We start from the raw sequence: 21019 nt of genomic DNA, 5'->3' as shown, positions 1-21019 counted from the left end.
AATAAATGGAAAAATTAATTCGTGAAACCATGTTGCCATATCGGGTCGTCTTTGTCACGCCCGAGTTTCGCTTCGGGAGCACGAGGTCCTTTTCGCTTCGCTCAAGAGGACTAATTTATAAGCTATATCAGTTACTTTGGTCAAAAGAAATAAATACGAGAAATAAATACGAGATCTTTCGAACCCACGCAACCTTATTCATCATTCTGGGTCATTTTCGTCACGCTCGACGCAGGAGAGCGGCCGTATCCAAATAAAAAGAGAAGACAGATAAAATAAGCTACACGATTAAAAAGAAGACGCTGCAAGATTTCCGTAAAGAAGTTCCAAGAAGTGAGTAGTTATTCTAATTCTGCTATTAAAGGCATATGATCGCTCAGAGAGATCCAATCTTCATATTTACCAACCAGAAATGATTTCCCGCAATTAATAATTTTAGAAGGCGCAAAAATATAATCTATATGATAAGGAGTCTTCTTATTTTTCCTGAAATAAAGTGTCGGTTCCTTTTCAATCCCGAACTCTGCATTTGTAAAAGTATGATACATACTGAAAATATCAAATTGCTCTAACAAATTAATTACATCAGTTAGTGTTCCGTAAAGAGGATATTTCTGATTTCCCTGATCCCAGATAACATTCCAGTTGAAATCACCTGCAATAATCGTTGAAAATCTGAACAAGTCCTTATAGTAATTCAGTGACTTCCAAACTTCTCCAATGTATCTCCTTTTTGGATCTTCTGTATTGTTCTGCGACCAGACAGCAATAAGATTCATGGCTTCATTGCCGTTCACTGTGACAGGAAGGACATACCTGTAATTTTCACAATAGGATTCATGGATTGCAATTTCAAAATCATTAAAACTGAAAACACCCAGGCCCTTGTTTCTGTTATCACCTATCCATAAAACATCATTGTAAAATTTATCACTGAATTTATCTGGATGCTCACACTCAGAAACAATCAATAAATCAGGATCAAAAGGAAGAATATGTTTGTATTTCTTCCGGAAAGCCATATTACAGTTCCAGGTTATGATTTTCATATAAAGACTATTGATACAGTCACTAATTACTAAAAAGCTTTGAATTTAAGTTAAAAATCAGTAAAGAGTATAAAACAACTTCATTTGAACCGGAAAAATGAAAAACAAACAACAAAGGAACAACTGGGAAAATAAGACCGAATAACCTTACTAGCCGTATTTTGGCCGTTTTTGTCACGCTCGACGCAGGAGAGCGGCCTTTCCCGAATAAAATAGAAAGAATTAATTTAGATGGTTTCATAAGGAAGTTGATTGAGAAGTAAAGAAGAGATTTTCATATCAACGGGGATACGATGGCTATTTCAGGATTAGCTTTGGGCTTTCTTACTAACTTCTTGTATGACTCTTCCAAGAAGATCCCTGGACACATTTTTAATACTTCTTCAAAAGTTTATGATAAAGCAATAAAAGAGTTCTCGAATAAGAGCTATAAATTGACTGGAATACAAATTGATACGTTTTTTCATCAGGAAAATGTGGAAAAAGCAATTGAAAAATACCTGAAAAATCCAGATAAGATTGATTGTTCAAATATTTTAATCCACGAGTTTTTTGAATTGTTCAGTGGGGAGGATTTCTCCCGCGAAGACGCAGATTTAATTTTAAATTCCTTTTTTGAGATAATGGATTCCGAAATAGAAAAAGAACCTGAACTTAAAAACGATCTTGAGTTCTACTTAGCAAAAGAAACATATAAAACAACCCAAGAGATGAATCAAGGGGTTAAAAAGCTATCTAAAGACGTCAAGGAACTAGCTCATAACGTTCAGGAAGTGCACGAAGTAATCAACGGCAGAAGAGAAAATCAAAGTAAAAAAGAATCCGGCGTATACTTTGAAGAATCATTAGAAAAATACCTGAATAAAATAATAGATGAAGATGGAAAAACCGGGGTCAGTGAAGTCTATACCGAACTTTCAGCCAAAGAGATTTTGCCAGTAACTCTCAAATTCCACGATGAGGAAAGCAATAGAGAACAAGAATTTGAGGTTCTTGAGCTTGTTGAAAAAGAAGAAAAGCTTATCATTTCCGGTGAATCAGGCTCAGGAAAAACAACTACATTTAGATGGTTGAATTATATCCTTGCTAAAAGTTACCTTGAGGAGAAAAACGAAAATGTTCCCCTGTACATTGAATTAAATTCATACATCGGTGAAGAACGTTTCATAAAAAACCCATTTGATATATACATCGCTAAGAAAGCCGAAGAGAAAGGAATATCAGAAGACGTCCTAAAAACGATATTGAAAGGAAAAGCAACTATTCTCCTCGATGGCTTTGACTTACTTTCACCTACCGATGAATTCTATCCCTATGATAAGATTTCAAATTTCATTACCGATTACAATAATTGCAGATTTGTTATTTCTTCAAGACCGGGCTTTTTTGAGAGTATAAAAAGCAGTTTCAAAGTCTCGGAATTGGAAAAACTAACCGACGAAAAAATCGAGATATTCATAGATCGCTCTGTTTCAAATGAAGAACTCGCAAATACTCTCAAAGACAAAATCCTTAGCAATCAACAGCTAAAATCCATACTCTCAAACCCAATGATGCTTTACATTGCCATCAAAGTTGCTATGGGAAGAAAAGACAAGTCCGATGACTTACTGCCTTCAAAACGTTCTAAATTGTACGAAAATTTTATTGATATTCTTTTCAGTCATCAGGAAGAAAAGGGGAAAGGCCTTCACGCAGACAGAATACAAATCGAGAATTCTCTTACTGACCTGTATTTTAAACTTCAATGCAGGAATGAAGTTTCATGTAAATATTCTGGAGCTCTCAAATTTGTCAAAAAAAGTTCTGAAGATTCTATGTTTAAAAAAATTAGCCCGCAGTTAATTCTTGAAGACTGCTTCAAACTTGGAATACTTAATAGAAATGATAATTATGTATCATATGGAATCCACCAGTCTTTTCAAGAATATTTTGCAGCTATAAAGCTAAAAGAACTTTTTGAAAGTGGATTTGACGTATCAGAGGCTTTTAGTCATCCAAAATGGGAAGAAGTTGTGATATTCACCTCTGAAATGCTGGATTCGGACTCGATTGACAAATTTATTGGTTCAATGCTTTTAAAAAGCGAGCTTTTCTTGGCTTCAAAGTGTGTAAATAAAGCAAGTGAAAAAGTAAAGGAAAAACTGCGTGCTTTACTTACCGAGAAAATGGATTCTAAGTGTATATTAGAAAAGATTAGTTCTATTGAAAGCCTAGGAAGAATTGGAGTCGCTGGAATCAGTATAATTAGCGAAGCCTTGAAAGATGAAGATCCAAGTGTGCGGTGGAGCGCGATAAAGGCACTTAGAAATATAAAATCTGACAAAGCTGTGAAGCCGCTAATCAACGCATTGAAAGATGAAGATGATGATCTTCGGTGGAATGTGGCAGAGATACTTGGAAAAATAAAATCTGATACAGCAGTGAAGCTGCTAATCAACGCACTGAAAGATGAAAATTCACACGTGCGATTGAGCGCGGCAGAGGCACTTGGAAATATTAAATCTGAGACAGCTGTGCAGCTGCTAATAAACGCACTGAATGATGAAAATGAAAATGTGCAGAGGGGAGCGGCAGAGGCACTTGGAAATATTGAATCTGAGACAGCTGTGCAGCCGCTAATTAACGCACTGAATGATGAAAATGAAGATGTGCGGAGGAGCGCGGTAGAGGCACTTGGAAAGATTAAATCTGAGACAGCTGTGCAGCCGCTAATCAACGCATTGAAAGATGAAGATGATGATCTTCGGTGGAATGTGGCAGAGATACTTGGAAAAATAAAATCTGATACAGCAGTGAAGCTGCTAATCAACGCACTGAAAGATGAAAATTCACACGTGCGATTGAGCGCGGCAGAGGCACTTGGAAATATTAAATCTGAGACAGCTGTGCAGCTGCTAATTAACGCACTGAATGATGAAAATGAAGATGTGCGGAGGAGCGCGGTAGAGGCACTTGGAAAGATTAAATCTGAGACAGCTGTGCAGCCGCTAATTAACGCACTGAATGATGAAAATGAAGATGTGCGGAGGAGCGCGGTAGAGGCACTTGGAAATATTAAATCTGAGACAGCTGTGCAGCCGCTAATAAACGCACTCAAAGATGAAAATGAATATGTGCGGAGGAGCGCGGTAGAGGCACTTGGAAATATTAAATCTGAGACAGCTGTGCAGCCACTAATTAACGCACTCAAAGATGAAGATTCAGATGTGCGGAGAGAAGCGGCAGAGGCACTTGGAAATATTAAATCTGAGACAGTTGTGCAGCCGCTAATTAACGCACTCAAAGATGAAGATTCAGATGTGCGGAGAGAAGCGGCAGAGGCACTTGGAAATATTAAATCCGAGACAGCTGTGCAGCCGCTAATTAACGCGCTGAAAGATGAACATGTGCGATGGAACGGGGCAGAGGCACTTGGAAAGATTTGTACTGTAAAAAATAAAAAGCAGCTGGAAGATCTACTTGAATCAGATCATGAATTTTCAATTAACATAGCATTTGAAATCCTCTATGAAATAGAAAAAGAAGAGAGATCAAAAGTCATTTTGTTCAAAGATGAAAAATTCTTAAGAATCTAATTTTATTGCACTCATTCCACCAATTCCGTATCCTCATGTGAATAAGCCGGTGCACAGCAGCAGAGAATTTTCAGCGGCGTATTTCCTGTGTTTTGAATTCTGTGCGGAGTGCCGGGAGAAATGCAAACAGTATATCCTTTTTTGACCTTGAATTCTTCAGAGCCGAGAGTCATTATCCCACTGCCATCTGTAATGTGATAGATTTCTTCGGTCAGGCAGTGTTTGTGAAGAATAGTTTTTCCGCCGGCTGGCACGGTAGCTTCGGCAAGGCTCTGGTTTGAATTACCGTGGACAAAAGGATGCATAAGTTCGCGGATAATTGAACTGTCCTTAGTAATGTAAGGTTCTACTTCTTCATATCTGGTAAAGAGCTGCATTGTGAATTACTGAAAATCGCAATTATAATTATCTTTTCGTTCAAGAACTTTGTACCTAGACTTTCTTATTTGGAACTTTTCTTGAAAAAACCACCCCAGGCTCAAATTATTATATATGTTGTACATTATTAATTAATATTAGGAGAAAATTTGATGAATAATAATACTCGGAGCATAAAAATATGAAAACAAATAAAAAACCAGAGGTCAATAGCGAAAAAATGAAACCAAATAAAAAACCAGATGTCAATAGCGAAAATACGAAAACAAATAAAAAATCAGATATCAATAGTGAAAAGATGAGTAAGGATGCATTCACATACATTACATGGGTTATTTTAATTATAAGTCCATTATACGCGCTTTATTATTTATATTCATTAGCTACAGGAGGTTCGATTATTTATAGCACAATACCTTCAGTAATCTTCTTCGTGGCTGGAGTAATTACATTAGTTGATATCCTTGCAGTTCAGCAAATAATGAATGTGAAAAATTGAGTTTCTTATCAGATATTAAGGATAATAGATTTTCATTTTAATTTTACTATTTTTGAACTTTTGAAATCTGAAAAACTATACTAATTATACTAATTTTACACTTTCTATACTAATTTTACACTTTTTATACTAATTTTACACTTTTTATACTAATTTTACACTTTTTATACTAATTTTACACTTGTACGTAAAGTCCTCAAATCTGCACCTTAAGTAGAGAGAAAATAGAGCTTTAGATACAGAGCTCATTTAAGAGTGTAGATTTCAAAGAGGAGGTGTGAATTCATCTTCCTGCAGAAGTTCGGAAAAGAGCAGGGAACAGCCCGGAATCTGTTCAATGTTTACCATAATCATATTGATGTAGAAGGGTCCTCCGCGTTTAATATCTACAGGAGAAGGATCTACGAATTCCCAGATATCAACAGGATGTTTGAGATAAAAGGTCTCAAGCTCCGGGCTGTTCAAATTCATCCTGGATGGAAAACCTATGGCATAGACTGTGGAACTTAAAAGGGATTCAGCGCCCGCGTCCAGAAGAAATACAAAAAAGGAGTATTCCCCACGCGGCAGGTCAAGCATGAATTTGACATCAGTACGAAGCTCGGATAGTAAAAAGTCCTGCATGTTTTTCCTGTATACCATAAGAAGCAGCACTTTATCTTTAAAAAGGATTTCCTGAACCGTGTCTGGCAGGAAAAGGTCCCCAAAAACCAGTTCAAACTGCTCATATTTCGTAGCCGCAAAATCATTTCTGATGAATAGTATGCCGTCCTCGCTCAACAGGGAATAACCCAGATTACCCTGAGAATCGATTATTGGAGATTTTCCGGCAGAGATTTCTCTCCAGACTTCGGCAAGAGCTTCGTCATCTATCCGGGATAACAGGTGTACACAGGTTCCAACAGCAATATCTTTCAGAACTAAACCCCCTCGTAATTAGAAATCGACTTTGATTAAAGAAGTACAGATAAAAGCCTGTGGTTATCAAAACTAAGGTTTACGATTATTGGCCTTTGAGATAATATAAATAGAATATTATATAAATATATAGTTTATAAAAAAGAGTACTGAGGTTCTAAAGTTAAAGTAGTAAAAAGAAGGATTAGAAACAGTTCAATTGAAAAAGTAAAGTTCAGTTGAAAAAGTAAAAAATGTGTACTTTTATTTGACAAGCCTCATCTATAAAATAGCCAGACTTTAATAACCAGGCTTTGCTACAGCTTTTTAAAAAATTGTAAAAATTACAAAAATTATAAATTTTTCATTTTGAGGGTTTTAATCCCTGTCTGTTTATCCTGAACACCCATCAGTATATTTTCTACCCTGGCCCAGATTTGGCAGACCTGATCCGCAAATTCGTTTTCGTTTAAACACGCACTGCTTTTAGCATACTCTATCAAGGTTTGTTCCTGAAGCATTGCCTTCGTTACAATGTCATTATAAGGAAGCCTGCCTATTACCGGAATTTCCATCTCGGCACAGAAATTTTCAATCAACTGAGTGTTCTCTTCATTTATGTCATACTTGTTTATGCATATAACAGTGGGGATCATGAAGTGTGCAGTAAGCTCAAGAACTCTTTTAAGGTCATGGATTCCAGAAACGGTTGGCTCACTTACCACCAGAACCAGGTCCGTACCTGTAATAGCTGAAATTGCGGAACAGCCTGTTCCAGGAGGCCCGTCAATTATAATTAAATCTTTATGATATTGTTCTGCAAGCTTTTTCGCATTGGTTCGAACAGTGCTTACAAGTTTTCCACTTGTTTCTTCTCCGATGCCGAGCCTTGCATGAGCCATAGGCCCAAAACGGGTTTCAGAAGAAAAAGACTGACCTGAAACCTTTTTTTTCATGGAAACTGCTCCGTTGGGACAAACAATGGTGCAGACAGCACACCCCTCGCATTCATAAGGGTCAACTTCAAAATTTTCACTTACTGCCTCATACCTGCAAAATTCTCTGCATTTTCCACATTCGATACAGAGTTCCGGATCAATCCTGGCAATCTCGAGGCTGTAATAGTCTTCTTTTTCCAGAATTTCGGGTTTCAGGATAAGATGCATGTCAGCTGCATCCACATCGCAATCGGCAATAACAGCATTTTTTGCAAGCGAGGCAAAAGCTGCCGTAAGGGTTGTTTTTCCAGTCCCACCTTTTCCGCTGATTACAGTAAGCTGCTTCATGTTCTCGCTTCCTCTACACCTGCAAGCTGGAGTTTTATTGCTTCAAACATACTGAGAAACTTCTCTTTCCATTCCGGCATTTCTTGAACAAAGGGAATGCCGCGAGAATAGAGCTCTGCAATTCTGAGATCGTTTGGTATCTTGAGAAGAACAGGAATTCCTTCGGCTTTGCAGTATTCTTCAACCCTTGAATCTCCTAACCCCCAGCGGTTAATGATAACTCCAAAGGGAATTTTAAGCGCCCTTACAACGCCTATGGCGAGCTTGAGGTCATGGAAACCAAAAGGTGTTGATTCAGTCACAAGCACACAATAATCCACGTCACCAATAGAAGTAATAACGGGACAGGCAGTTCCGGGAGGAGCATCTAGAATTGCAGTTTTATGATCATCGATATGTTTCTTGAGCTCTTTGATAACAGCCGATGTCATCGTTTCCCCAATATTTAAAAGCCCCCTGTAAAACTCAGGTGAACTTCTTCCTTTTGCTTTTTCGATTACTCCAAGGAACCTCTGAGATTCCTGGATTGCCTCTTCCGGGCAAAGGACAGCACATCCCCCGCATCCGTGGCAGAGAGAAGGGAAAAACAAAACTCTGGTAGGAAGGGCTGCCAGGGCGTTATAACGGCAAAAATCCGAACACTGCCTGCAGATATTGCACTTTTCTTGATCGATTACAGGCACCGGACAAACTACATCTTCTACTTTTTCAAGGTCAAAGCCAAGGAAAAGATTACAGTTAGGTTCTTCTACATCGCAGTCAAAAAGCTGTACATCTGAAAGAGAAAGGGCAAGATTTAAAGAAACCGTGGTTTTCCCGGTTCCTCCTTTTCCACTTGCAATTGCAATTTTCATATCCGATCTCCATGTTATTTCACAGGAACTGTAATTTTCTATGTTATTTCACAGGAACTGTAATTTTCTATGTTATTTCGCAGGAACTGTGATTTTCTATGTTATTTCGCAGGAACTGTGATTTCTTCGAGGTTCTGGAACCTGTCGAGGACTTCTCTAGCAGTATCTACTCCGTCGGGAATTTGCAGAATTTTTATAAAATTATCTCGGAGCATATAGTATGGACCTTCACCAACATTTCTTACCGCAAGGACGTTTGCTTTTTCCCGAATGATTAGGTCCGCAGCTTTCATGCCTCCTTTTTTCTCAGAATTAAAAAATCGGTTTTCGACAATTTGATTATCTCCAACCTTGCCCTCTTCGATCTCTACAAAGAGAAAATAAGGAGCTTTCCCAAGATGTTCTGACAGCTTTGCTTGAAACCCATTATTATCTAAAACGGGAAGAGCTAGCCTAAAATTCTTCCTTTGTACAGGCTTTACATTAACAACAATATGCTCCAGGTTTTCCACTTCTTTTTTAACAGCTGTTTTGATTTCCTTAGAAAGCAGTTCCACCCTTTTTAAGTCGGTTTCACCCTCAACTTCAACCGTAGCTTCCCCGAAAACCACAAGTCCTGATTTTCGGAGTTTCAGGTCCTCAAGATCTATCAAGCCCGGGATATTACGTATGTCTTTTTTAATTCTCTCACTTTCATCCTCATCAAGCCAGGCATCCATCAGAGTGAGCACTGCATCCCTGGCACTTTCGATTCCCATTTTGAAGATCAAAAGAGAAATTGCAATAGTACCTAAACTGTCAAGTTTCGAAACCCCCAGCATAGAGCCAAGGACTGCCACAACCACTATCATCGAAGAAAAGACGTCCGTATAAGAATGCACCGCGTCAGCTATCAAGGACTGAGAATTGATTTTTGTTCCTATATTTCGTTTGTATATAGAAAGGCCATAGATTGTAAGTACTGAAAAAACAGCTGTCACAAGAGCAAGCCCTTGAAACTCAATCTGAGCAGTGGTATTTACGCCCGTAAAGCCTTCCCTTAACAATTCAACGCCAGAAAGCAGGATCAATAGAGAAACAAAGAGAGCTATGATGTTCTCTGCTTTGTAGTACCCATAAGGAAAATGTTTACTGCTTTTAAGGCTTATCTTGAGCCCAATCCAGACTGCTAGAGAGGCAAAAATATCCAGACCGGTGTGGACAGCATCCGCAAACAAGACTGTGCTTCCGGAATAAATACCCACAGCCCCTTTAAGGAAAGCAAGGAATGCAAGCGCCAGGGTTGCGTTCCTTGATGTTTTAACCCCTAGTTCCAAGTTTTCTTGTGTATTCATTTGAAGATCCGTTTTAAATGAGTCATTGATTCATATCACAGCTTAGAAAATTGAAACCTTTCTGACACTCTCTGGCAGTACTCTCTCTGGCAGTACTATTCTCTCTGGCAGTACTATTCTCTCTGGCAGTACTGTTCGTGATTTCAGCAGTGGTGATCGTCGTCGTGTCCGTGTTCGGAGCAGGAATTCTCAGCAGTCGCGTTCTGGAGCTTTCCTGCTTTCCAGGCCTCAAACGTATCCCTTACAGTGCCGCCAGCCCCCACAAAAACCTCGATTCCATAGGATTCGAACATATTGACAGCCTTAAACCCGAGTCCGCCACAGAGCATGATATTCACTCCATTATTATGAAGATACTCTGGAGGCAGTCCGGTACCTCCCATATGCTCACTGGTGTTAGGAATTACAGTGACTTGATTGGTCTCTGTGTCTATTATGGTGTAGGTAGGAGCTTTTCCGAAGTGCGGTTCAACAACACCTTCCATACCATTTTCATCTTTTGTAGGAATACTTACTTTCATATAATCACCTTCACTTTCGATCGTTTTATCAATTAGTAATGCTTTTTGATTGCATTGACATATATTCTTGAGATTACACAACTATATAAGTTTTTCACTAATTAAGGGGAATAACGACGTTTTTCACTAATTAGGGGGAATAATACCGTTTTTCACTAATTAAGGGGAATAATACTGTTTTTCACTAATTAAGGGGAATAATACTGTTTTTCACTAATTAAGGGGAATAATACCGTTTTTCGCAAACAAAGGAGAATAATACCGTTTTTCACACATGGAGGAATGTGTCTTTCTCAGAAATTTTGTCTTACTAATGTTATCAAGACTAAGGATTACTTGCCTCTACCTATTCCACTTCCCATACCACCTCCTTTCATCCCCTTCCCCATGCCAGAACCAGGAGTGGTATTGGGAGTACGGATTGACTGAAGTTCTCCAGCTTCATACTGCCTGATAGCCTCCCGCACTGTACCCTTTATTCCAACTTGAACATCGATACCAAGCTCTGAGAAAATGGAAAAAGCATTGGGTCCCATAGTTCCTGTTAAGAGGACATCGATTCCTGCGTTTGCAACAATTTCCGCTGCCTTTATACCGGTACCTCCAGAGGTAAACGCAGCTGCATTTGATATAGATTCCACATTTCTGGTCTCAGGGTCATAAATTACAAAGTAGCTACATCTCCCAAACCTGGGGTCCACTTCGGAGTCAAGCCCTTCACCACTGGCTGTTACGCAAATCTTCATTCTTTTTACTCCACCTGTTTCCTTTGTGACCATCTATACTCAAAAGTCCTGGAATCCTATTTTCACTCATATGAGTAGAAGTATTTATACATTTCTATATGTGCAGGGAATTGTTATATTTACATCACGTTAAATAAAAAACGTGTCAAAAATAAATCCAGAAAAGAATGAAAATATTCAAATTTTATGAAATATCTTAGCATTAGAATTTAAACAATCAAAAGTCCCGTTCTTAGGAATTGGACTCAATTAGAAATTGAGTTTAAGGATTTAAACAATCAGAAGTTCCATTATTAGGAATTGGACTCAATTAGAAACTGAGTTTAAATAGAAACTGAGTTTTTGTTTTATCCCAAAAGCACTTCACTTTTGAATTTCTTACATTTCAGTTATCTATCATATCAGATGACACACCATTTTAATTCAACTTCGAATTTATTTCTTTTACATAATCATTCCACAATACAAAAATGGAATTGGAAGTCACTAAATGTTTAACCATTTGCGTCGTCTGCTATTGTATTATATGCTGAACTTCCAAATAGTTTTGAGTCTGAGTAATCATTTCAGGATACAACAAGGCATATACCTGTACCTGGCATTTCCTATTAAATTCTTATGTCTCAGAAACTTGTCGATCTTCATCCAATTTTCCAAGGAAATATCCAGGTTTTGCAGCAACGATTTCAATATTTGCATGCTGGCCAGGCTTTAGATTCGAGCCGCTTATAACAACCGGACGGTAAGCATCCGTGCGGGTGAGAACATCCCCGATTTCCGTATATTTCGAGACAAAAACCCGGCCTTTCCAGCCGATCATTGCCTGCTTTGACCCGAGCTTAATTTGTTCACAGACCTTATGCAATTCATGAGAACGCTGAACTAAAATTCTTGAGTCGAGGTTTCGGAAGGAAAAAGCTTTCGTGTGCGGGCGGGGAGAATATCTAGAAATATTGACCTTTTCGGGGCGGTATTTCTGTACCCATTCAACAGTTTCTTCGAACTCATCGTCGGTTTCATCGCAGAAGCCTACAATTATGTCGGTGAAGAGAGATAAATCTTCAAACCGGGCACGAAATTTCGTAATTATCATGTCCACTACGTCCATTTTGTGCAGGCGGTTCATTCTCTTCAAGACCGAGTGGGAAGCAGACTGGATTGGGAGGTGGAGTAGTTTGAAGACCTTGTCGGAATCAAAAGCGTCTACCAGGTCATCGAGAATGGGGAGGACAGAGAAAGGATTCATCATTCCGACCCTTACTTTGAAGTCGCCTGGAATTTCCGAGATCATGCGCAGGAGTTCCGGAAGTCTGACACCTGTATCCATCCCGTACTGGCTGTCGTCCTGGGAAGTAAGCCAGATTTCCCTGCATCCTCCGGCAACAGCTGCACGGATATCTTCAACGATATCATTCGGTGGAAAAGAGTGCAGCTTGCCTCTTGCATATTTTACAATGCAGTAGGAACAGGCAAAATTGCAGCCCTGCGAGATCTGGCAGATGTGAATATTAGGGTTAGAACGCTCACGCGGAACATTGAGAAAGCCCACAGGTTCAGAAGCCCGGAACTCAAGATGTTCTCCTCCGGGCAGTCCTTTCATTTTTCTCTGCTCGATTAAGGAAAGAAGCTCTCCAAGCCGGGAAATCGCATTTACTCCCAGGATATGAGCTTCAGGATTTGCATGCAGGATGTCCTCAAGCTGGACTTCAGGCATACAGCCGGAAACGATAACTTCCACATTCTTCTCGCCCATGCTGCGGATTTTATACAGGATCTTCTGTTCTGTAGTGTATTTTACCGTACAGGAATTGCAAATATAGACCTCTGCCTGATCGGCAGCCTCAGGGCCCAGCAGTTTATGCCCTAGTCTTTCGACGCTTGCCTTCATTATCTCGGCTGATGCCTGGCTCGCCGAACAGCCAAAACTTTCAAGATAGACTTTCATGATTTAACTCTAAATTCTATGTTTTTTAATTCCGTAATTTTGAATTTTGAATTTTGAATTTTGAATTTTGAATTTTGAATTTTGAATTTTGAATTTTGAATTTTGAATTTTGAATTTTGAATTTTGAATTTTGAATTTTGAATTTTGAATTTTGAATTTTGAATTTTGAATTTTGAATTTTGAATTTTGAATTTTGAATTTTGAATTTTGAATTTTGAATTTTGAATTTTGAATTTTGAATTTTGAATTTTGAATTTTGAATTTTGAATTTTGAATTATGTATTCCTTAGTTTTGTATTATTCTTTTAGTTCTGTGCTTGATAATTCTGTAATCAAATTCTTTATTTGATAATTCTGTAATCAAGTTCTGTGATCAAATTTTGTAGCCAAGTTGTGTAATCAAATTCTGTATCTTCACAAAGTCCGTGTTTTAAAAAAGATGAAAAAAGAGAATAAAAGGATTTACAAGTAGAGAGGAGTCTCACGCTTATCCTTTATATAAATACTGTCCGTAAATCTGACAGACCCGGATGCGCCCATTGAGATTGTGTGTACCCTGGCATCCCCGCTGCCGAACAGGTTGACTTCTCGAAGAAAATGGCCGGGAGTTACAGCTGATGCTGAAAAGATCACGTCGTTCCCTGGCACAAGCCTGTCGGTGTCAAGGACATCATTGATGTTTTGAAGAGTGATTCCCATTTTTTCGAGCCTTGGCATTTTTTCTTCAATTTCTTTGTCGACCTTATCCTGGCTCTTTCCGTTTGCAACTGTGGGAAGCAAAAGCCTTGCAAGGACTTTTCCGCCTAGTATTTTGATTGCAGCCGCTGTGAGTACTGCTTCACCCGAACCGCCTGATCCCATTACCATATGAACGCCCGAACCACGGATTGCAGTTGAAACTCCGGGCATAAGGTCTCCGTCACTGATTAGCTTTACGCGGGCGCCTGCTTCCCGAATCTCAGTTATTTTCTGGGCATGCCTTGGCCGGTCAAGCACAACGACTACAAGCTCGTCAACACTTCTGTCGAGAGCCTTTGCGACTATCTCAAGATTGCGCTTGACAGGAGCATCCAGGTCAATCCTTTCATCAGGGTGTTCCTCTTCGTAGCGCACTACATCTGGCCCTACAACAATCTTGTCCATATAGATATCAGGGCCGTGGAAAATTCCACCCCTTTCAGCCATTGCCATAACTGCAACCGAGCCAGGCCCGCCATCTGCGGTAAGGTTTGTCCCCTCAAGCGGGTCGACTGCAATATCAACTTCAAGGTCTCCTTTTCCTGTTCCTACGTGCTCCCCGATATAAAGCATGGGAGCCTCATCCCTTTCTCCTTCCCCTATCTGGATTATGCCTTTCATGTCAAGTTTATTCAGCATCCTTCGCATAGCGGCAACTGCTACCTGGTCGGCAAAACTTTTGTTTCCACGCCCCATCTGGTACGCTGCGGCAATGGCTGCAGCTTCGGTCACATGAATAAGTCTGGGCAATAAGTCACATTCTATAGGCCCTGAACAATCAATCATTTCCTCTACGGTTTTTGGATGAGATATAAGAATCAACTCCCATTTTCTGCTTGCGAATAATCTGATTCATGATTATGAAATCTTTTTCGGCAATTTACTATGTATGTTTACGTGATCTCTTAACACAATAGTATATTAATGAATCTATTGGCCGAATGGAGTCATATATAGAGTCATATATTTATTTATGAAGCGTTCATCACAGAAAGTCCTGTAAATAAAGGGCCTTCAAGAAGGCTTCAAGATAAAGCATACAGATAAGAAGTATAAAAAAATGGCTAAAAAAGCTGGCTTAAAACGGCCAAAAGTCCGGACTCTAAAGCTTACCTGAAGCTAAGTTAAGAATGCCTCATAAAACAAATAGCTGCTAAGAAACTTGATTTGAGCCTTACCTAAAGTACATTTAAAGTTTAATTCAAAAAAGCAGTTCCTGCTCAATCTACTTCAAGGGGAAAAACCCGTGAGAATTCACTGTTTACAACACCTGAAAAACGATACCCTGGGAAATATAGGGATATGGATAGACGAAAAAGGATATAAACTTACGAAAACCCTGCTTTACGAAAACTCTCTTTTTCCTGCTCCTGAGGAGTTCGATATACTCCTGATAATGGGCGGCACCATGAGCGTTTACCAGGAAAAAGAATATCCCTGGTTAAAGCCTGAAAAAAAATTTGTTAAAAAAACGATGGATGCAGACAAACCCGTGCTTGGAAGCTGTTTTGGAGCTCAGATGATTGCTGAAGTGCTTGGCGGAAAAGTTACGAAGAACCAGTATAAGGAAATAGGCTGGCATACGGTACGAGCTGTGAAAGGAAAAAGCCCGGGTGAGATAAAAAGTTCGGAACTTCCATCCTGCATGTTCCCGGAATTTACCGGTTTTATGTGGCACGGGGACACTTTTGGAATTCCAGCTGGTGCAGTGAAACTTTTTGAAAGTGAGGCCTGCCCAAATCAGGGATTTCTCTACAATGAAAAAGTCCTGGGCCTTCAGTTTCACCCTGAAGCAAACCGGCAGTGGGTAAGAAACCTGATAAGGGATTCAGGGCACGAGCTCGTGCAAGGAAAATATATCCAGTCTGAAAAGGAAATATATGTATATGAAAGCTTTTTTGAAAGTTCCAGGAATCTGGCTTTTTCTCTCATGGACTGGTTTGAAGAAAAATGTAAGCCAGAAAAAACAAAGGTGTGATAAGGAATTAATTTGGAAGCGATAAAAGAGAGTGTCGAAAAGAAAGCATGGTGTAAAAGAGAATAAAATATAAAAAAGAGAATAAAATATAAAAAAGAGAATAAAGTATAAAAAAGAGAATAAAATATAAAAAAGAGAATAAAATGTAAAAGAAGAGAATAAAATATAAAAAAGAGGAAAATATGAAAAAGAGGAAAATGCGAAAGAGAATCTGAAGAGAAACTCTGGATACAACCTCAGATCGCGTTTTACTTTGCAAAATCTGCCAGTGCTACCCTCTCAATTACAAATTCGGGAATGTGCTCTTCTCCTGAAGCTTCAATTTCAGCATCCGTGATGCCGAACACGGAAAGAATTCCCTGTCTTTTGTAATCGGAATAGGCAAGCAGCTCGGAACAGGGCTTTTCAGTAATGAGTTTTTTTAATGCAGGGAGAGCCGGCACCAGATTGTCCATTTTTCCAAGCAACACAAATACTACATTGTTTTCCCCTTTACGCAGCCCTATCGAAAAACTTCTTTCAATCTGCCTCTCTCCTGATGCATACCGCATAATTTCGATACCGGGATCATTTGCTATATTCCTGCCCGCAGCAATTGCCCGAAGAGCCTTTCCCACTGCAAAATGAAGGTGCCTTTCTCCTGCTATCAGGTCTGCGTTCAAACCCTGGATAATGACATCATTTTCGGAAGCGATCGAATTTATTGATTTTAGAAAGCCGGAAAGATTAGGGATATTTACGTTCCCGCAGATTACCTGGATTTCCCTTTGCATTGTCATAGTCCTGCCATATCGCGGGCTTTACAATAAGGATTTCGGTTGTAGAAGAAACAAAAATGGATAGAAGGAAGAAAAATGAAATATGAATGAAAAACGAAACAAAAGGAAAAGCAAAAAAGCAAAAAAGCAAAAGGAAAAGCAAAAAAGCAAAAGCAAAAAAGCAAAAGCAAAAAAGCAAAAGCAAAAAAGCAAAAGCAAAAGGAGAAAAACAAGTTAATAAAAGTGAAGTAAAAAATGAAGTAGAGAATAAAATAAAAAATTGAAAAGTAAAAAGTGGAAATAAAAGAAAAGCCGAAAACTCTCAAAAAGGGCTATAAACGATTAAACTTTTAAGAACCAACTCAACCACAATCAGCCCTAGCATTACCAAAAAGAAAAGGATTAAAAGGTTGAGAATGATCGGGTTAATTCTTCTTCGAACTTCCCCAAATCCATACATCTCAATTACCATATATAATAATGATAGATTAGTATATAATCATTTACGCATTTAGATACGTAATAAATATATACAATCTGTATTAAATAATATCTGCGCTTGTTATCAGTGCTCTCCCGTTACTTTTTTTTGTTCGTCTTCATCAATTACTTTGACAAAGTGCCTGTCTGAAAGATCTTCTTTTCCTGACCAAAAAATTGCCTTGTGATATTTCCATGCGTATGGATCAAATTCAATAATTCCTACATGAACCACAAGTTCAAAGACAAACCAGTAAGCTGCAAGCAGATGTAATAAGCGAAGTAACCCTAAAGCATTGACATCGAAAAAGGACGCAAAATACCAGGTTACGGAAAGTATCCATGACGCAATGGGAATTCCAAAAGGAGACCAGTCGAGGTTGTAAAGCACTACTCCTGTAATTGCTACAATGACAATTGCTATACTCTCAAGGACAATCAGTATCTTCATCACAGGATGGAGTTTCGTCTTGTAGTGACCAGTAGTTTCATCATAGATACTAAATGCCGGGTACCTACCTTTTCCAAAAAAATTCTTTATTATGCCAATGAGACGTTCTGCATCATCTTTTCCGAAAAAGTAAGAGTCCTTAAAATGCACTATTCTGTCTCTGACACTGCATCTTTCTTCTTTGCAGGAAAAAAGGTTGTATGGGACCAGAATCCAGTTTGCAACCAGGAAAAAAGGCACAGCAATCGTATGCCAGGCTCGGGCTGTTTGAAAAGCCATGAACTCCCAACCAAAGTAAATTTTGAATCCTGTAATCAGAAGGACAAACATGGCAATAAGATGCACTAAATGAGTAACTCTCTCAAGCCATGTATAACGTTCAACAACTATTCTTGTAGAGGCGGATGTTTGAGCAGATTGTACCATACTTCTAACCTCCTTCAAAGTACCTTGATGATATAATCCGGGTGCTTTCCGGTTTTATCAATTGTATGAACTGCACATGCCAGACAGGGATCGTAAGAGCGAGCTGTGTGCAGGATTCCAAGAGGATTGGAATAATCCACTCCAAGTGCATTTTCGGCAGCGGAAATTTTGGTACCTATGAGAGCCTGTTCAACAGGACTTGGAATCTCCTGTGAATTCCTGGGAGCAAGGTTCCAGGTACTTGGGACTACAGCCTGGTAAAGAGTTACCATAGAATCCGGCCCTGTAGCAACCCAGTGTCCCAGTGCCCCTCGCGGAGCTTCCCATAAACCCATTCCTGTGGAACTCTTTGCCATAGAAAGATCGGTATGTACAGCAACCTTTCCGCCTGCCTGAATATCCTGTGTGAGCCATTTCGTAAGTTCTGGAACCACTACAAGAATTTCCTGCATCCTTGCAATCATGCGGGTATAGTTATTGACAGGATAGTAGCCGTTATCTTGAAAAGTTTTTACCAATCCCGTAACAAGAGGCTCCCCCATTATTATCATACGAGCAAGGGGCCCAACCTCACATGGAATTCCATCATAATGAGGAGCTTTTGTCCAGGAATACCGACTCTTTGATCCTTTTGTATAATCGATATTTTCAGGGTTTCCTTCCGGAACCGTAACCCCGTTCCATGGAGGACGATCTTTTACGTCGTCAATGTAAAAAGAGTGGTTGATACTTTCTGAGATCTTCTTGTAGTCGAATTTTTCAAGCTTGAAATATCCATTCATATAGCCGGAAGAAATAACTCTGCTGTCCGCAGGACTCGTTGGGTCATACCCATTGCCGTTCTCGGGCTTAAAGAAAACTCCGTAAGAAAGAAAACCGATCTTACCGGGATCTTTGTAAGTCCCTGCAAGATCCATTTTCATACTGATAGGCAGACCGAGAAGTTTTTCCCCTATCAGCTCCGAGCCGAAAGCTGCAAAGAGAGGGACATCTCCCCAACCAGCCGAGTGTGAGAAGTCCTTGTTGTCAAGGGATTTATTCAGAAGTTCTTGCAGGTGATTAAGAACGAAATTAGCAGCCTTTTGAGGAGAAGAAGCTCTATAAGTATTTTCAATCCAGATATCGGGAGAGACTCCAAGAGTAAATGCTTCAACGAACTCCATCGTTTTCGTGATATAGCTTAAAATTTGCCCGATATCAGCAACCGTCGGAGAATAAACTACACCTCCAACATGCTGAAGAACCGGATGAGGCATCTTGCTAGCTATTAAAGAAATAGCTTCGTGCAAGCGGCGAAATTCCACTATAGAGCCTAGATAAGACGAGCCAGCCGGATAACTGGTGCCGTCAAGCTGATAAATCAAAGGCGCAAAACGCCCCTGAAGTTCTTTCCAGACTGCATTTCCAACATCCCCGTATTTTGCCAGGATATCACGGTAAGCCGGGTTTGCAAGGTCAGGACCCCAAAGAAGATAGATATGTGCTGCATGGCTGGCTATGAAGTTCAGAGCCTGGTGGACATTTCGCATTAGAAGACCGTCTATTGGAACCTCACCTGCAACCCCGAAGAGGTCATCCAGGGCATTTGCTGCAGCTATCCCGTGGCTAACAGGACAAACACCACAAATCCTCTGGGACAGAAGTGATGCATCCCTAGGATCCTGGTGCTGTAAGAGACGTTCAAAACCCCTTAACTGCAAGCCATTACTCTGGGCATCAGTAATTACGCCTTCCTCATTGACTTCGGTATTGATCCTGTAGTGTCCTTCAATTCTCGTAAGAGGATCAACAGTAACCTGTACCATTATTTTTCACCTCCTGTTTCTTCTTCGATTTCCTCAGGAGTGCTTTCTTCGGCAAGGCCTCCCTCGTCCTCAGGTCTTTTCATGGCTGTTCTCCTGACAGCATGAGCCCCTGCAGCAAGTAGCGCGCCTCCTATTGCCACGCCTGCTATAGTAGTGATATTCGTACCTACAATTCCTGTTTTCTCAAATTCCACGAAAAAAGGCCTGGTGCTATCCGGGAAGCCTGGCTGAACGCAGCCAATACAGGGAGAACCCGCCTGAGGACAGTAATTAAGATGACCATTCCAGTTGCGAGTAGCACAGTCTGCATGAGTATAAGGCCCCTTGCACCCCAGTTTCCAGAGGCACTTCGGTCCACCTACTGTCAGCTCAAATTCTCCACGGTCATAGTATCCACGACGAGAACAGTTATCATGAATGACATGGTCAGGCGGGAAGAAAACCTTTGGACGTTTCCAGTGATCCAGTACATAAGGCAAATCATCAGGTATCTTTATCTTTCCCAAAACAACTGCGCCTATTGTCAAAAAAACCCAGTCTGGATGAGTAGGGCAACCAGTAAGATTAATTACAGGTTTTTCGATGCCAAGAAGATCTAAAATCCCTTTTGAAGCATCTTCCATAGTAAAAGCAACCCCACGAGGATCCATAAGTTCAACTATATCACTCTTAGCAGAGTTCACACCACCATTAGTCGCACAATTTCCAATTGCAACAATCGCTAAAGCATTTTTAGCAGCTTTTGCGTAAATCTCTTTATAGGTCCTTCCTCCCAACATGAGATATTTCCCGGAACCTTCAGGGCCGTTCGAAATCGCTCCTTCGGAGACTAGAACGTAACCTTTTTCCTTTTCCAAGATATCATCCAGCACAATCTCAGAATTAAGATCACTGGTATTTGCGAGCTTTCCATCTACGAAAATTCCCTGCTGCATCATTAAAACTTCATGATAGAGAAGCTTGAGATTATATTCCTGAAGGAATTCTATGATATCAGGAGAGCCCCCGTCCAGCATTGATATGGTACAGCCACTATCCATTACTCCATGAAGCCATACAACTTTAGTTTCCGAAAACTCGAGAGCTTTTGCTAGATCGTTTTTATACGTTTGTAAAAACAATGAAGCCCCTAATACCCCAACAGCCTTTATAAAGGTCCGACGATCCATTTTCATGAAATCGAGATTTTTAAACTTTTCAAGTAAGTCGTCATTATCCGTTCTACTTCCCCCCATGTTACTAATAATTTCATATAAAGATATATAAAAAATGGTATATAAAAAAATAGAATCCAAT

At 39.8% G+C, this 21019-nt stretch carries 18 protein-coding genes; 4 read left to right on the top strand and 14 right to left on the bottom strand.

Features of this window, described 5'->3' with window-relative positions:
* Nucleotides 1-341: 341 nt before the first annotated feature.
* On the bottom strand, nucleotides 342-1049 hold the full coding sequence (locus MSBRW_RS15590; RefSeq protein ID WP_011306812.1) for an endonuclease/exonuclease/phosphatase family protein: 708 nt from the start codon (nucleotides 1047-1049) through the stop codon (nucleotides 342-344).
* A gap of 293 nt (nucleotides 1050-1342) precedes the next feature.
* Here MSBRW_RS15590 and MSBRW_RS15585 point away from each other — a divergent pair, with 293 nt between their 5' ends.
* Nucleotides 1343-4627, top strand: coding sequence for a HEAT repeat domain-containing protein (locus MSBRW_RS15585; protein ID WP_011306813.1), 3285 nt, complete (start codon nucleotides 1343-1345; stop codon nucleotides 4625-4627).
* Nucleotides 4628-4638: 11 nt separating this feature from the next.
* On the opposite strand, the gene MSBRW_RS15580 is transcribed toward MSBRW_RS15585, so the two are convergent.
* A complete protein-coding gene (locus tag MSBRW_RS15580) occupies nucleotides 4639-5004 on the bottom strand; it encodes a cupin domain-containing protein (RefSeq protein WP_011306814.1) in 366 nt (121 codons plus the stop codon).
* Between the two features lie 182 nt (nucleotides 5005-5186).
* On the opposite strand from MSBRW_RS15580, the gene MSBRW_RS15575 reads away from it, so the two are divergent.
* Nucleotides 5187-5504, top strand: a complete 318-nt coding sequence (locus tag MSBRW_RS15575; protein ID WP_011306815.1) for a hypothetical protein — start codon at nucleotides 5187-5189, stop codon at nucleotides 5502-5504.
* A 264-nt stretch (nucleotides 5505-5768) separates the two neighbouring features.
* Here MSBRW_RS15575 and MSBRW_RS15570 read toward each other — a convergent pair whose 3' ends face one another.
* The 8 genes from MSBRW_RS15570 to glpX form a co-directional block, all read right to left on the bottom strand.
* Nucleotides 5769-6284, bottom strand: a complete 516-nt coding sequence (locus MSBRW_RS15570; protein WP_011306816.1) for a hypothetical protein — start codon at nucleotides 6282-6284, stop codon at nucleotides 5769-5771.
* 470 nt (nucleotides 6285-6754) lie between these two features.
* A complete protein-coding gene (locus MSBRW_RS15565) occupies nucleotides 6755-7687 on the bottom strand; it encodes a nucleotide-binding protein (protein WP_011306817.1) in 933 nt (310 codons plus the stop codon).
* Nucleotides 7684-8541, bottom strand: coding sequence for an ATP-binding protein (locus tag MSBRW_RS15560; RefSeq protein WP_011306818.1), 858 nt, complete (start codon nucleotides 8539-8541; stop codon nucleotides 7684-7686). Before MSBRW_RS15560 ends, MSBRW_RS15565 begins: the two co-directional genes overlap by 4 nt.
* 101 nt (nucleotides 8542-8642) lie before the next feature.
* Nucleotides 8643-9875, bottom strand: a complete 1233-nt coding sequence (locus tag MSBRW_RS15555) for a cation diffusion facilitator family transporter (protein WP_011306819.1) — start codon at nucleotides 9873-9875, stop codon at nucleotides 8643-8645.
* A gap of 143 nt (nucleotides 9876-10018) precedes the next feature.
* A complete protein-coding gene (locus MSBRW_RS15550) occupies nucleotides 10019-10396 on the bottom strand; it encodes a NifB/NifX family molybdenum-iron cluster-binding protein (protein WP_011306820.1) in 378 nt (125 codons plus the stop codon).
* Nucleotides 10397-10728: 332 nt separating this feature from the next.
* Complete coding sequence (locus MSBRW_RS15545) at nucleotides 10729-11142, bottom strand: NifB/NifX family molybdenum-iron cluster-binding protein (RefSeq protein ID WP_048103278.1); 414 nt, start codon at nucleotides 11140-11142, stop codon at nucleotides 10729-10731.
* A gap of 616 nt (nucleotides 11143-11758) precedes the next feature.
* A complete protein-coding gene (locus MSBRW_RS15540; RefSeq protein ID WP_011306822.1) occupies nucleotides 11759-13087 on the bottom strand; it encodes a tRNA (N(6)-L-threonylcarbamoyladenosine(37)-C(2))-methylthiotransferase in 1329 nt (442 codons plus the stop codon).
* Between the two features lie 462 nt (nucleotides 13088-13549).
* Entirely contained in the window at nucleotides 13550-14638 is a 1089-nt protein-coding gene (gene glpX, locus MSBRW_RS15535) for a class II fructose-bisphosphatase (protein ID WP_048103279.1), read from the bottom strand.
* A gap of 433 nt (nucleotides 14639-15071) precedes the next feature.
* Between glpX and MSBRW_RS15530 the strand changes: the two genes are divergently transcribed.
* Nucleotides 15072-15803 carry a type 1 glutamine amidotransferase gene (locus MSBRW_RS15530; protein WP_011306824.1) on the top strand — a complete coding sequence of 244 codons (732 nt, stop codon included), beginning with the start codon at nucleotides 15072-15074 and terminating at the stop codon, nucleotides 15801-15803.
* Between the two features lie 248 nt (nucleotides 15804-16051).
* Here the strand turns inward: MSBRW_RS15530 and cgi121 are convergent, their stop codons facing one another.
* A complete protein-coding gene (gene cgi121 / locus MSBRW_RS15525) occupies nucleotides 16052-16576 on the bottom strand; it encodes a KEOPS complex subunit Cgi121 (RefSeq protein ID WP_011306825.1) in 525 nt (174 codons plus the stop codon).
* Between the two features lie 92 nt (nucleotides 16577-16668).
* Here cgi121 and MSBRW_RS22585 point away from each other — a divergent pair, with 92 nt between their 5' ends.
* Nucleotides 16669-16845 carry a hypothetical protein gene (locus tag MSBRW_RS22585; protein WP_155398327.1) on the top strand — a complete coding sequence of 59 codons (177 nt, stop codon included), beginning with the start codon at nucleotides 16669-16671 and terminating at the stop codon, nucleotides 16843-16845.
* A 281-nt stretch (nucleotides 16846-17126) separates the two neighbouring features.
* Here the strand turns inward: MSBRW_RS22585 and MSBRW_RS15520 are convergent, their stop codons facing one another.
* From MSBRW_RS15520 to MSBRW_RS15510, 3 genes are read right to left on the bottom strand one after another with little or no spacing between them, the layout of a single operon-like run.
* The gene (locus tag MSBRW_RS15520; RefSeq protein WP_011306826.1) at nucleotides 17127-17918 is read right to left on the bottom strand and encodes a cytochrome b; all 792 of its coding nucleotides are present in this window, start codon (nucleotides 17916-17918) and stop codon (nucleotides 17127-17129) included.
* Between the two features lie 14 nt (nucleotides 17919-17932).
* On the bottom strand, nucleotides 17933-19723 hold the full coding sequence (locus MSBRW_RS15515; RefSeq protein WP_011306827.1) for a nickel-dependent hydrogenase large subunit: 1791 nt from the start codon (nucleotides 19721-19723) through the stop codon (nucleotides 17933-17935).
* The gene (locus MSBRW_RS15510; RefSeq protein ID WP_011306828.1) at nucleotides 19723-20958 is read right to left on the bottom strand and encodes a hydrogenase small subunit; all 1236 of its coding nucleotides are present in this window, start codon (nucleotides 20956-20958) and stop codon (nucleotides 19723-19725) included. Before MSBRW_RS15510 ends, MSBRW_RS15515 begins: the two co-directional genes overlap by 1 nt.
* Nucleotides 20959-21019: the final 61 nt, after the last annotated feature.

It is taken from the genome of Methanosarcina barkeri str. Wiesmoor (assembly GCF_000969985.1).
Classification (GTDB): Archaea; Halobacteriota; Methanosarcinia; order Methanosarcinales; family Methanosarcinaceae; genus Methanosarcina; species Methanosarcina barkeri_B.
Note: the sequence above shows the minus strand (reverse complement) of the source record. Positions and strands in the feature narration are given on the sequence as shown.